The 13155-nt window shown below is 57.7% G+C and carries 14 protein-coding genes and 1 pseudogene; 11 read left to right on the top strand and 4 right to left on the bottom strand.

All coding sequences use genetic code 11. The annotated features are described in order from the left end of the window. Positions 1-69 precede the first annotated feature (69 nt). From GNP00_RS21780 to bhcD, 6 genes are all read left to right on the top strand, one after another. On the top strand, positions 70-417 hold the full coding sequence (locus GNP00_RS21780; RefSeq protein WP_011578811.1) for a RidA family protein: 348 nt from the start codon (positions 70-72) through the stop codon (positions 415-417). Positions 418-493: 76 nt separating this feature from the next. Beyond that, entirely contained in the window at positions 494-1789 is a 1296-nt protein-coding gene (locus GNP00_RS21785; protein WP_011578812.1) for an NAD(P)/FAD-dependent oxidoreductase, read from the top strand. Between the two features lie 79 nt (positions 1790-1868). Then, positions 1869-2294, top strand: coding sequence for a RidA family protein (locus GNP00_RS21790; protein WP_011578813.1), 426 nt, complete (start codon positions 1869-1871; stop codon positions 2292-2294). 15 nt (positions 2295-2309) lie between these two features. Next, positions 2310-3257: a beta-hydroxyaspartate dehydratase BhcB gene (gene bhcB, locus GNP00_RS21795; RefSeq protein ID WP_162707492.1), complete on the top strand. Its 948-nt coding sequence runs from the start codon at positions 2310-2312 to the stop codon at positions 3255-3257. A gap of 10 nt (positions 3258-3267) precedes the next feature. Then, the gene (gene bhcC, locus GNP00_RS21800) at positions 3268-4431 is read left to right on the top strand and encodes a 3-hydroxy-D-aspartate aldolase BhcC (RefSeq protein WP_011578815.1); all 1164 of its coding nucleotides are present in this window, start codon (positions 3268-3270) and stop codon (positions 4429-4431) included. 58 nt (positions 4432-4489) lie between these two features. Continuing rightward, positions 4490-5455, top strand: coding sequence for an iminosuccinate reductase BhcD (bhcD, locus tag GNP00_RS21805; RefSeq protein WP_011578816.1), 966 nt, complete (start codon positions 4490-4492; stop codon positions 5453-5455). A gap of 151 nt (positions 5456-5606) precedes the next feature. Here the strand turns inward: bhcD and GNP00_RS21810 are convergent, their stop codons facing one another. Continuing rightward, entirely contained in the window at positions 5607-6521 is a 915-nt protein-coding gene (locus GNP00_RS21810) for a LysR substrate-binding domain-containing protein (protein ID WP_011578817.1), read from the bottom strand. Between the two features lie 307 nt (positions 6522-6828). On the opposite strand from GNP00_RS21810, the gene GNP00_RS21815 reads away from it, so the two are divergent. The 4 genes from GNP00_RS21815 (at position 6829) to GNP00_RS21830 (ending at position 10029) form a co-directional block, all read left to right on the top strand. Beyond that, the gene (locus tag GNP00_RS21815; RefSeq protein WP_011578818.1) at positions 6829-7740 is read left to right on the top strand and encodes an amino acid ABC transporter substrate-binding protein; all 912 of its coding nucleotides are present in this window, start codon (positions 6829-6831) and stop codon (positions 7738-7740) included. A gap of 63 nt (positions 7741-7803) precedes the next feature. Next, positions 7804-8535: an amino acid ABC transporter permease gene (locus tag GNP00_RS21820; RefSeq protein WP_011578819.1), complete on the top strand. Its 732-nt coding sequence runs from the start codon at positions 7804-7806 to the stop codon at positions 8533-8535. Positions 8536-8537: 2 nt separating this feature from the next. Beyond that, positions 8538-9230 carry an amino acid ABC transporter permease gene (locus tag GNP00_RS21825; RefSeq protein WP_011578820.1) on the top strand — a complete coding sequence of 231 codons (693 nt, stop codon included), beginning with the start codon at positions 8538-8540 and terminating at the stop codon, positions 9228-9230. Positions 9231-9297: 67 nt separating this feature from the next. Beyond that, positions 9298-10029, top strand: a complete 732-nt coding sequence (locus GNP00_RS21830) for an amino acid ABC transporter ATP-binding protein (RefSeq protein WP_041544187.1) — start codon at positions 9298-9300, stop codon at positions 10027-10029. A gap of 169 nt (positions 10030-10198) precedes the next feature. Here the strand turns inward: GNP00_RS21830 and GNP00_RS23910 are convergent, their stop codons facing one another. Beyond that, positions 10199-10744 carry an IS66 family transposase gene (locus tag GNP00_RS23910; RefSeq protein WP_370643882.1) on the bottom strand — a complete coding sequence of 182 codons (546 nt, stop codon included), beginning with the start codon at positions 10742-10744 and terminating at the stop codon, positions 10199-10201. Between GNP00_RS23910 and GNP00_RS21840 the strand changes: the two genes are divergently transcribed. After that, positions 10667-11530 carry a LysR family transcriptional regulator gene (locus GNP00_RS21840; protein WP_011578822.1) on the top strand — a complete coding sequence of 288 codons (864 nt, stop codon included), beginning with the start codon at positions 10667-10669 and terminating at the stop codon, positions 11528-11530. The two genes, GNP00_RS23910 and GNP00_RS21840, sit on opposite strands and share 78 nt — an antisense overlap. Here GNP00_RS21840 and GNP00_RS21845 read toward each other — a convergent pair. After that, positions 11496-12634 (bottom strand): IS3 family transposase gene (locus tag GNP00_RS21845; protein WP_166016296.1). Its coding sequence is split into 2 segments (ribosomal slippage): positions 11496-12376 and positions 12376-12634, totalling 1140 coding nucleotides; the frame shifts between segments, so codons are not numbered across the junction. The two genes, GNP00_RS21840 and GNP00_RS21845, sit on opposite strands and share 35 nt — an antisense overlap. Before the next feature lie 80 nt (positions 12635-12714). Continuing rightward, positions 12715-13083: pseudogene (locus GNP00_RS21850) on the bottom strand (catalase); the annotation flags it as partial. Between the last annotated feature and the right edge of the window lie 72 nt (positions 13084-13155).

Below are 13155 nucleotides of genomic sequence, written 5' to 3' on the forward strand. Positions count from 1 at the left end.
CCTAACACCGAATCCTGCCTACAGCGCGACCTGTAGTTGGCACGATTCCATGAATGCAGGAGCAAGACGATGATCACACGTCGAGACAGAACACCAATCATGCATCGGTCAGTTGAATATGCTGATGTGATTTACTTCGGTGGCGTGCTGGCCGATGAACTCAAGGGCGCCTCGATGCGGGCCCAAACGACGCAAGTTTGTGCCAAGCTCGACAAATTCCTCGCAGAAGCGGGAACCGACAAGACGAAACTAATTTCCGCGACCTTGTTCATCACTGACATGAACCTGAAGCAAGAGATGAACGACGTCTGGACTTCTTGGCTCGACGCACAGGATTTGCCCGCGCGTGCGACGATAGGGGTTTCAGATCTTGGCCAGGACGTCCTGATCGAAATCGTCGTTACCGCAGCAAGGTAAGGCACGCCGAATTTTATCACCTACCGCGAAACGGTGGCTAGGCAGCGAGAGACTGTCGGCTCCGCGGGAGCATCCTATGTCTGAGAACCACAAAAAAGTAGGCATCGCTGGAGCCGGAATCGTCGGCGTATGCACGGCGCTGATGCTTCAGCGCCGCGGATTCAAAGTCACCTTGATTGACCCGAACCCTCCTGGCGAAGGTGCATCGTTTGGGAATGCCGGATGCTTCAACGGCTCAGCCGTCGTCCCTATGTCCATGCCGGGAAACTTGACGAGCGTGCCGAAGTGGCTCCTTGACCCGATGGGGCCGTTGTCAATCCGGTTCAGCTATTTTCCAACCATCATGCCCTGGTTGATTCGCTTTCTGTTAGCCGGAAGACCAAACAAGGTGAAGGAGCAGGCGAAAGCACTCCGCAATCTCATCAAGTCCACGGTGCCTCTGATCAAGTCATTGGCGGAGGAGGCTGATGCGAGCCATCTGATCCGCCATGAAGGTCATCTGACCGTATATCGTGGAGAAGCAGACTTCGCCAAGGACCGCGGAGGTTGGGAACTGCGGCGTCTCAACGGTGTTCGCACGCAGATCCTCAGCGCCGATGCGTTGCGGGATTTCGATCCGAACTTGTCGCATGCGTTTACCAAGGGCATTCTTATAGAAGAGAACGGTCACACGATTAATCCGCAAGGGCTCGTGACCCTCTTGTTTCGGCGTTTTATCGCGAACGGTGGCGAATTCGTATCTGCGCGTGTCATCGGCTTTGAGACTGAAGGTAGGGCGCTTAAAGGCATTACAACCACGAACGGCGTTCTGGCCGTTGATGCAGCGGTTGTCGCAGCCGGCGCACACTCGAAATCACTTGCTAATTCGCTAGGCGATGACATCCCGCTCGATACCGAACGTGGATATCATATCGTCATCGCGAATCCGGAAGCCGCTCCACGCATTCCGACGACCGATGCGTCAGGAAAATTCATCGCGACACCTATGGAAATGGGGCTTCGCGTGGCGGGTACGGTTGAGTTCGCTGGGCTCACAGCCGCTCCTAACTGGAAACGTGCGCATGTGCTCTATACGCACGCTCGAAAACTTCTTCCAGCCCTCGCGCCTGCGAGTTCTGAAGAACGATATTCCAAATGGATGGGGTTCCGGCCGAGCATCCCGGATTCGCTCCCCGTGATTGGCCGGGCAACCCGGACACCCGACGTAATCTATGCTTTCGGCCATGGTCATCTCGGCATGACAGGGGCGCCGATGACCGCAACGCTCGTCTCAGAGCTCCTCGCAGGCGAAAAGACCTCAATCGACATTTCGCCCTTCGCACCAAACCGCTTTGGTATTGGCAAATCCAAGCAAACGGGTCCGGCAAGTTAAGTACTTACGCGGTCGTGAGTACAGCGCAGAGCCGGTGTCAAGATCAATCTGCACCTCGCAATCACCTCGGAGACGCGAAATGGCGCAAATAGAACACATATTAACGAGTCACGCCCCGAAGCCTTTGGGTCACTACAGTCAGGCGGCCCGAGCGGGTGGATTCATTCATGTTTCCGGTCAGCTTCCGATCAAACCAGAAGGCCAGTCGGAGCAATCTGACGATCTCTTCGATAACCAGGCCAGTCTCGTTCTCCGGAATTTGCTGGCCGTACTCGAGGCGGCTGGTGCGACGCCTTCTCATGTCGTGAAAGTCACAGCTTACATCGTCGGCGTCGAGCATTGGAGCAGCTTCAACGCAGCATATGCCAAGGCGTTCGGTGAAGCGCGTCCTGCCCGGTCGGTCGTTCCAGTGCCGGCGCTTCATCATGGATACCTCATCGAACTTGATGCTGTTGCTCTCGATCCGAGCGATACCGATCGAGGCGCCGCAGCGATTACAGCGTAAGGAGCGCGCTTGGATATGTACATTCCGAATCTTACCGACGTGCTTGCAGCACGAGCCTTAATCGAACCCCATATTCATCGCACACCCGTTCTCACATCGACATTCATCAATGGACTTGCTGGCGCCGAACTCTTCTTCAAGTGCGAGAACCTTCAGAAGGCTGGGGCCTTCAAAGCGCGCGGCGCGTCGAACGCGGTGTTTGGCCTGAACGACGAGCAGGCGAAGAAGGGTGTTGCAACGCACTCGTCCGGCAATCACGGAACCTGCCTTTCCTATGCAGCTGGTCGGCGCGGCATTCCCTGCACCGTAGTGATGCCGCGCACCGCGCCGCAGGCTAAGAAGGATGCGGTCCGGGGCTACGGCGGTCGTGTCGTCGAATGCGAGCCGTCAACCTCGTCGCGTGAGGCCGTCTTTGCCGAGGTTGTTGCCGAGACCGGCGCGGAATTCGTGCATCCCTATAACGACCATCGTGTCATCGCCGGGCAGGCGACCTGCTCTGCCGAGTTGATCGAGCAGGTCGACGGTCTCGACGCCGTGGTCGCGCCGATTGGCGGCGGCGGCATGGTGTCGGGAAGCTGCCTGACGCTCTCCAATCTCGCGCCCGGCGTAAAGATCTACGCCGCCGAGCCCGAGCAGGCCGACGACGCCTACCGTAGCTTCAAGGCCGGCCGCATCATCGCCGACGACGCGCCAGAAACGGTCGCCGACGGCCTGAAAGTGCCGCTGAAGGAACTGACCTGGCATTTCGTGAAGAACAACGTCACCGACATCCTGACGGCTTCCGAGCAGGAGATCGTCGACGCGATGAAGCTGATCTGGAAGCGCATGAAGATCGTGATGGAGCCGTCCAGCGCCGTGCCGCTGGCGACCATCCTGAAGAACCCTGATGTCTTTGCCGGCAAGCGCGTCGGCGTGATCGTGACGGGCGGCAATGTGGATCTCGACAAATTACCGTGGAACTGAGGAGAAGAGCATGAACACGACGACTCAAACTGAACAACTCGACGTCGGTTTCGACGTGCCGGCGGTCCCCGGCATGGACGAATCCCAGATCCAGACGCCCTGCCTGATCCTCGACCTCGACGCGCTGGAGCGCAATATCCGCAAGATGGGCGATTACGCCAAGGCGAACGGTATGCGCCATCGCAGCCACGGCAAGATGCATAAGTCGGTTGACGTGCAGAAACTGCAGGAGAGGCTCGGCGGCTCGGTCGGCGTCTGCTGCCAGAAGGTCAGCGAGGCGGAAGTCTTCGTGCGCGGCGGCATCAAGGACGTGCTGGTGTCGAACCAGGTGCGCGACCCGGCCAAGATCGACCGGCTGGCCCGCCTGCCCAAGCTCGGCTCGCGCATCATCGTCTGCGTCGATGACGTTGCCAACATCGCTGACCTGTCTGCTGCCGCCGAAAAGCACGGCACGCAGCTCGAAATCTTCGTGGAGATCGACTGCGGCGCCGGCCGCTGCGGCGTCACCTCGACCGACGCCGTCGTGAAGATCGCCCAGGCCGCCGACGCGGCGCCGGGCCTCAAGTTCACCGGCATCCAGGCCTACCAGGGCGCGATGCAGCACATCGACAGCTATGAGGCGCGTAAGGAGAAGCTCGACGCGGCGATCGCCATGGTCAAGGACGCCGTCGAGGGCCTGAAGGCTGTCGGGCTGGAGCCGGAACTGGTTTCCGGCGGCGGCACCGGCTCCTATTATTTCGAGACGGGCTCGGGCGTCTATAACGAGCTGCAATGCGGCTCCTACGCCTTCATGGACGCTGACTACGGCCGCATCCTCGATAAGGATGGCCACCGCATCGACAAGGGCGAATGGGAGAACGCGCTGTTCATCCTGACCAGCGTGATGAGCCACGCCAAGCCCGACCGCGCCATCTGCGACGCCGGCCTCAAGGCGCAATCGGTCGACAGCGGCCTGCCCTTCATCTACGGCCGCGACGACGTGAAATACATCAAGTGCAGCGACGAGCACGGTGTGATCGATGACCCCAAGGGCGTGCTGAAGGTCAACGACAAGCTCAGGCTGGTGCCCGGCCATTGCGATCCGACCTGCAACGTCCATGACTGGTATGTCGGGGTGCGCAACGGTAAGGTCGAGACGGTCTGGCCGGTGTCGGCACGCGGCAAGGCGTATTGAGAACGTACCTGCGAAGCGCAACTGGGCGCTCCGGTGTTATTCTTGGAGGAGTCAATCCATGATCATCGTACCGGAGCGTCTGATCTCCGACCTCATGAGCGAGGCCGCTGTCTTTGAAGCCATCGAAAGCGTCTTCGCTGCCATGGCGCGAGACGAGGCCCGTAACTTCCCCGTCATCCGAGAGGCGATCGGCTATGCCGACGCGCTCTACGGCTTCAAGGCTGGCTTCGACAGTGCGGGGCTCGTCCTTGGGGTCAAGGCGGGCGGCTACTGGCCGGGCAACATGGCGAAGGGCTTGACCAACCACCAGTCCACGGTGCTGCTGTTCGACCCGGACACCGGCCGGATCAAGGCGGCGGTCGGCGGTAACCTGCTGACCGCGCTGCGCACGGCCGCCGCCTCGGCGGTGTCGATCAAGCATCTGGCCCGCCCCGACGCCCGCGTGCTCGGCATGGTCGGGGCCGGTCACCAGTCCGCCTTCCAGATGCGCGCCGCAGTGCGGGCGCGCAAATTCGACAAGGTGGTTGGTTGGAACTTGCACCCCGAAATGCTGTCGCGGCTGGCCGACACGGCGGTCGAACTCGGCCTGCCTTTCGAGGTGGTCGACCTGCCACAACTCGGGGCACAGGCCGATGTCATCATCACGATCACATCCAGCTTCGCACCGATTCTTCTTTCCGGGCATATTCGCCCAGGAACCCATCTCGCTTGCATGGGGACCGACACTAAAGGGAAGCAGGAAGTAGAGGCGGCTCTTTTCCCACGCGCTCGGCTCTTTGCCGATGAGGTTGAACAGTCCGTCACCATCGGTGAGGCGCAGCACGCGGTGGCGCAGGGATTGATCGCGACCGGCGACATCACGCCGCTCGGCGCGGTGATCGCCGGCCTGGCGCCGGGGCGGACCTCGCCGGAGGAGATCACGTTGTTCGACGGCACGGGCGTTGGCCTCCAGGATCTCGCGGTGGCGTCAGTTGCGGTGGATATTGCTCGGGCGCGAGGGCTCGCCCTGGAAGTGGAGCTTTAGTTCTGCGCGCGATTGACATTGAGGGAGATGGCTTGACGTCGGACTTGGATTGCCAGATCAGCCCGCACTCTGTAGTGACCGCGCTGAAGAATGTGCCCCCAAACCCATTTTCGCGATATCAGTCGTTCATGACGATGAGGATAACATACGGCTAGGCAAGCTTTGCTGAAGTCGATCGCTCCGAAAGAAAATTTCGAAAGCTTTTTCGAAACTCGACTATAAACTCGTTCGTAATCGAAGACGCTTTTATGTGCGTCGGTAGCACGATTGTCCAATTGATAGAGATTGGCGGATCGATTGGCCGAACTACCAAAGATGAAGAATATCTATCGGCAGTAAACGGATCGACGATCGAAACGCCGAATCCTGCTGAAACCATACCACAAACAATCATGGAGAGTGGAGTTTCAGCGTTAATACGTCTGATTATTCCTCGCTCGCGCATTATGGCATCGACCATGACATGCATTACCGACGGCTGTATGAGTGAGATGAAATCCTCATTGTCAAAGTCCTCGGGAACGATTCGCTCGCGTTCCACGAGCCGGTGTTGGAGAGGGAGCACCGCTACCATATCGCAGGGTGGCAGTTCTTCGATGGTGACGTTGGTGAGTTGCGTGTTCTCGACGACTCCGAGATCACAATGGCCGGTGCTGATCCATTCGAGGACGAAATGAGAATTCATGCCGTGAAGCGACATATTTAACGATGGCCTTTTGGCAAGAAAACCTGCGGCAAAGGCCGGCAGGAACCCGTTTGCTAGTCCCGGCAGTGCCGCGATGCGCAGAGAACCTCCTCGTCTTTCTCTCAAATCGCGCGCCAAGCCGGCGATACGCTCAAGTCCAACAAATGAGCGGTCGATCTCGCGATAGAGTGCCATCGCGTCGCCGGTTGCAACAAGTCGACCTCCAGAGCGTTCGAACAAATTCAAGCGCGTCTCGTATTCCAAATCTTTCACGAGCCGACTGACCGCAGGTTGAGTGATTCCGAGAATGTCCGCCGCAGTCGACACTGAACCGCTGATGATGACCGCGCGGAACGCCTCCACCTGCCTATGCTTCAGCATAATCTTCTCCATCATATAATATTTGCACATAGATCGGCCGCTATAATGCTTTTGACCGGCAGTCACCTATCGCATTTATTATACCCTCTAGGAAGAGGCAGCGACGGTCAAAATGGTTTGCGTGAACGTCACATGCGACTGACCGTGTTGTGAGGCGGTGTGTCGTGGCCGGTGCCTTTTCTGTTTGGGAGCAGTCGCAAGGCAACGTACCAATTGGATATTGAACATCCGCCACATGGGTCTGCAACGCGACCAAGAAACCAGCAGCCAGCTATCTCTTTCTAATTGCAACCTCTGGAGGAATACGATGTTGAAGAAACTTTGTGCTTTTGCAGTCGTCATGACAGCAATGTGTGGTGGTGCGTCGGCAGATGATCTCACCGGAACGCTGAAAAAGATCAAGGACACAGGAGTGATCACGGTCGGCAACCGCGACTCGTCCGTGCCCTTCTCATATCTCGACGACAAGCAGCAGCCGGTCGGTTATGCTGTTGATATCTGCCTGAAGGTCGTCGACGCCGTCAAAGAGCGGCTCAAGCTTGATAAGCTTGAGGTGCGATTTAACCCCGTTACTTCGGCAACGCGCATCCCGTTGATCGCAAACGGGACCGTTGATCTCGAGTGCGGCTCAACCTTCAATACTGCAGAGCGCCAGAAGCAGGTGGCGTTCAGCAATACATACTTTCTGACTGCAAACAGGTTCGTTGCCAAGAAATCGAGCAATCTCAACTCGATTGCCGACCTCAAAGGCCAGTCAGTCGTGTCGACATCCGGAACGGTCAATATCCAAGAGCTGAACGAAGTGAATACGGCGCAGCAACTCGGCATGAACATCATTGCCGCAAACGACCATGCGGAAGCGTTCCTTATGGTCGAAACGGGTCGTGCGGCAGCATTCGTGATGGACGACATTCTGCTGGCCTCGCTCGTTGCCGGGTCGCGCGATCCGTCCGGCTATGCAATCTCGCAGGATGCATTTTCCAATCCCCAACCCTATGCAATCATGCTCCGTCGCGACGATGCGGAGTTCAAGGAACTAGTAGATGACGCGACCGCCGCGCTCTACAAGAGCCCGGAGATGCTGGATATCTACAACAAGTGGTTCAACCAGGCCATCCCGCCCCGCGGGCTTAACCTGAACGTCCCGCTTGACCCGGCATTGAAGCGCGCGTTCGAGAACCCTTCCGACTCCGCCGACACGGCCTCCTACCTGCAATAATTCCAACAACTGCCTCATGGCGAAAGAACGTCGCCATGAGGCTTGGAGCGTACGGAGGGCTCTATGAACTATAACTGGAACTGGGGAATTCTCTTCCAGCAATCGCTGGATGGGTCGGGTAGTTACTTGGAAATGCTGTTGCGGGGTCTGCAAGTAACGCTAGTCACCGCAGTAGGTGCATGGCTTCTTGCGCTGGCACTGGGTCTTGTCGTCGGGGTGATGCGGACGATGCCGTCCGGGCCTGCCCAAAGGATTGCGAGCGCATATGTGGAATTGTTTCGCAACATTCCTTTCCTTGTACAGCTTTTCCTTTGGTATTTCGTGTTGCCTGAACTGCTACCGCAAAGCATGGGCAACTGGTTGAAAGCGTTGCCAAATTCGGCGTTCTGGACGACGGTCTTGGGGCTCGGCTTTTATATGTCGGCACGAGTCGCGGAACAGCTCCGTGCGGGCATCAGCTCACTGCCCCGTGGTCAGAAGCTGGCGGGTGCCGCAATCGGGCTTACGACACCGCAAACCTATCGATATGTTCTGCTGCCAATGGCATTTCGGATCATCCTGCCTCCACTGACGTCTGAGTTCCTGAACACGATCAAGAATACGTCGGTGGCACTCACGATCGGACTGGTAGAACTCACTGCCCGCGCCCGAGCCATGCAGGAATTCACCTTTCAGATATTCGAGGCGTTCACCGTCGCGACTGTCCTTTATCTCACTGTCAACATCCTGGTAACGATCGGGATGCGCTACCTTGAACACCGGGTTGCTGTACCTGGCTATACTGCGGGGCGTTAACGATGTTCTATAGTTTTGACTTCGACGTCATCGCCCGTTCTCTTCCCTATCTATTCTGGGATGGCATGCGTTTCACGCTGCTACTGACCGCGCTCGCCACCATCGGGGGGATCGTGCTTGGAACCCTCCTAGCACTCATGCGGCTTAGCTCGATCAAAGCCTTGTCGACACTCGCCGGCGGGTACGTGAACCTGATGCGGTCTCTTCCGCTCGTACTTGTAATTTTCTGGTTCTACTTCCTCGTCCCCTATATTGGGGCCTGGCTCATCGGAGCGAGCCAGCCGATCGCCGTGGGCGCATTTGCGTCGGCACTCATCACGTTCACCCTTTTCGAGGCAGCATACTTCTCAGAAATCATGCGAGCCGGAATCCAGTCGATCCCTCGCGGACAGACCGGCGCCGGGTATGCAATAGGGTTAAACTACTCACAGGTGATGGGCTATATCGTTCTGCCGCAGGCATTCCGCAATATGCTGCCGGTCATGTTGACGCAAACGATCATCCTCTTTCAAGATACATCTCTCGTATATGTCATTTCGCTGACAGACTTCCTCGGTGCTGCTTCTAAAGTCGCACAGCGCGATGGTCGCCTTGTGGAAATGTATCTCTTCGCGGCGATCATATACTTCGTGATCTCATTCGCCGCCTCCTTCCTGGTCAAGCGCCTCGAAGCGCGCACAGCAATCATACGGTGATCAAATGTCTGCTACGATCCAATCCCAAGTGTCCCCCAACACCTCGCGTCCGCTCGAAGGAGCAGCCATGATCGAACTCAGCCATGTTAGCAAATGGTACGGGCAGTCTTTTCGCGTGCTGACGGATTGTTCGACAAACGTCAACAAGGGCGAAGTTGTCGTGATTTGCGGTCCATCCGGGTCCGGGAAATCAACGCTCATTAAATGCGTTAATGCCTTGGAGCCCATCCAAGAGGGGAGAATTGTTCTCGACGGGGTTGAAGTTACTGACAAGAAGACGAATCTTACGAAGCTTCGCTCCCGGGTGGGTATGGTTTTCCAACATTTCGAACTTTTTCCCCACCTCCGAATTTATGAGAATCTCTGCCTGGGTCAGATGAAGGTACTTGGCCGGCGCCGCGATGAGGCGATGGCAAAGGCTATGAAACTCCTTGATCGAGTTGGGCTGAAGGCGCACGCGGAAAAATTCCCTGGCCAGCTTTCGGGAGGCCAGCAGCAGCGCGTGGCGATTGCGCGTGCGCTTGTCATGGACCCGATTTGCATGCTTTTCGATGAACCCACCTCAGCACTCGATCCTGAGATGATCAACGAAGTGCTCGACGTTATGGTCGAACTCGCGCAGGAAGGGATGACCATGATGGTTGTCACGCACGAAATGGGGTTTGCGAAGAAGGTAGCAGACCGCGTAATTTTTATGGACAAGGGCGAAATTGTCGAAGATGCGACGAAGAGTGACTTTTTCGGCACTCCTCGAAGTGAGCGAGCGCAAATGTTTCTTTCGAAAATACTATCGCACTAATGCATCCGACCGCCCAAACCCTCAATTACCTACATCGTTCATAGTCTTTGTGCCCCGTGAATCGACTGTGATTCCTTCTTTCACGTCGATCACGGAGGCGTCAGAGATACGAGGGGAAGCCGACACCAGAGTGCCTGGTAAACGTCCGGTGAGGGTGCTGGGCGATGTACTACGGCAATAGCCGTTGAGCTTCGCGGTTTCGATGAGCGACGAGAGCGACGCCCTTGTCCGCTTCAGCAAACAACCGGTCCTTAGAGCCGAATGCGATTGGCCGGATCGCCTGTTCGGTGGCGCTATTGCCGATCTCGACAGTACTGTAGTTGAAGAAGCGGCACGAGGACGCCCAGCGCGTACTGGCGAATCGGCTCCACCGTGCTGCTTGAGTGCGGCAGTTTGCGCAGTGTGCTGAATGCGCATCGACACTGTTTTGCTCATCAGCTTTGTCGCTGGCTGAGCCGCGCGGAGGAAATGGCGAAATCGAAAACGAACACTCACGCGGACGCCAATGTCGGGGCAAAGCGTCCGCAATCCGTGGAAAGAAATGACAGATTCTAGCGAGGGCTGATTTCCATTTGATGGCAGGCCGGGCCGGTAAGGGGGGTGAAGAGCATGATCCACCAACGATCGGAGGTATGACATGAGATTGCGTCACCTGAGATACTTCATCACCGTAGCGGAGGAACTGAGCTTCACGCGCGCGGCGGACAGGCTGCACATCCAATCTTCACCGTTGTCGCGCGCGATCAGGGATCTTGAAGACGATGTGGGCGTCAAGCTGCTGCATCGCTCGAAGGGCAAGATCAGACTAACCTGGTCGGGGGAACTTTTCTGGCAGGACGCGCGCCGTCTGCTCTCTCTCTATGACGAGGCAAAGAACTACGCCCACAAAACGGCTGACGGCAATCGCAGCCGTATCCGGCTGGGTATCGCCGACAGCCTCGCGCAGCCGCGGCTGATCAGCCTGCTGGCCATGTGCCGAGAGGAGGAGCCACTGACGATGATCGGCATCGCCGAGATGACGGCGGGCGAGATGCTTGCCGCGCTCAATCGCGACCTGATCGACGTCGGCATCACGGTCGATGGTGAGGAGATCGACGGCTTCGTCAGGGAAGCAGTCTGGTCGGAGCGTCTTGTCCTTGCCCTGCCGCGACACCACCCGCTGTTGTCGTTCGACCGGGTTCCATTCAGGGAGGCCCTGCGTTATCCGCTGATCCTCTGCCATCCGGACAAATGCGCTGGAGGCTACAAGTTGTTTCAGCAAATGTTCAAGGCGAGCGGCCTGCCTCCGCCTACGATTGCCGACTATATTTCCGGGCATGAGCCGATGATGTTGCTGGTGGCGGCGGGCTACGGCGTGGGGTTCGGGCTGGAATCGCAGGCGGCGCTTTACAATCATCCCGACATCAGAGGTGGCTCGGTTTGTCTGAACAGCTTCGGGCGTTTCGCTAAGTGGATTTCCGCCTCGATTATGCCGCCACCATCATTGGTGTCAGCGCGTTGAAGTAGGCCTGATCCGGCGTCCGCCGGTCAAGGGATGAATGTGGGCGTCTGGTGTTGTAGAAGTTCAGATATCGGCCGATGCCAGCGCGTGCCTCGGACACAGTCTTATCGGCATGGAGGTAGACTTCCTCGTATTTGATCGAACGCCAGAGCCGCTCGACGAAGACATTGTCTCGCCACGCACCCTTGCCATCCATCGAGATGGCGATCTGTGACCTCTTCAGCACGGCGGTGAAGTCGATGGAGGTGAACTGCGATCCCTGGTCGGTATTGAAGATTTCCGGCCTGCCATGACGGGCAAGTGCCTCCTCCACCGCCTCGATGCAGAAGGCTGCTTCCATCGTGATCGACAACCGCCATGACAAGACCTTCCGGCTGAACCAGTCCACGACGGCGCACAGATAGACAAATCCCCGCGCCATGGGGATGTAGGTCAGGTCCATTGCCCAGACCTGATTGGGCCGGGTGACTGCCAGCTTTCGTAGGAGGTAGGGATAAATTTTGTGCCCTGGCGCTGGTTTCGAGGTGTTCGGGCGGCGGTAGATCGCCTCGATGCCCATCTTCTTCATCAGCGTGGCGACGTGTCGCCGCCCGGTCTCCAGACCTTCTCCTCTCAAGAGCCCTTGCAACATCCGACTTCCGGCAAAGGGGTAGTCGAGATGCAATTCGTCAATCCGGCGCATAAGGGCCAGATCGCCGTCAGACACCGGACGAGGCAGATAGTAGACGCTGCCACGGCTGAAGCCGAGAAGCTTCGCCTGGCGCACGACGGATAGCTTGTGCTCGCGGTCGATCATTTCTTTCCGCCCAGCAATCCCGCCTTGCCGAGCGCACCGGATAAAAAATCGTTCTCCAGTGTCAGTTCGCCGATTTTCGCGTGCAGCGTTTTGACATCGATGGTCGGACCCGACGGCTCCGCTTTCGTTTCATCGCCGAACACACCTGTCGCCCCCTCAAGGAGCTGGTCTTTCCATTGCTTGATCTGGTTGGCGTGCACATCGAACTGCTGGGACAACTCCACCAGCGTCTGCTCACCTCGGATGGCGGCAAGTGCCACCTTCGCCTTGAAAGCCGGGCTATGGTTCCGGCGCGGTCGTCTCGTCATGGTCTCTCCTGTTCCCGGCATCTAAGCCGAAGTCAGGCAGAAACTCCACTTATCCCCGCTGTGCAGATTTCCCGAGCCAGCTCTATGGCCTGCCAGAGGTCACGGCGGTGGAAGTCAGGGTCGGCGCCGTTGATCTTCACGGCCTCGTTCCAGGCGACGGACTGGAGGCCGAGCTTCGGCTTCCAGTGGAACTTGACGAAGGTCGACTCGTCCTTGGCGTTGACGAAGCGGAACGTATGCACGCCGAACCCTTCCATGAAGCGGAAAGAGCGTGGGATGGCGCGATCGGACATGACCCACATGATCATGTGCATGCTCTCGGGCGTCAGGCTGATGAAATCCCAGAAAGTGTCATGGGCTGACTGCGCCTGCGGAAAGCCTCGATCGGGTTCGGGTTTTACCGCATGGATGATGTCGGGGAATTTGATGGCATCCTGGGGTCGGAACAAGAGCAGTGCCAAATCGTACGCTAAGGCCGAACGGATGGTGAACGTCATGCGGCGCGCAACATTCGGCCGGGA

This window comes from Chelativorans multitrophicus, assembly GCF_011317445.1.
Taxonomy (GTDB): domain Bacteria; phylum Pseudomonadota; class Alphaproteobacteria; order Rhizobiales; family Rhizobiaceae; genus Chelativorans; species Chelativorans multitrophicus.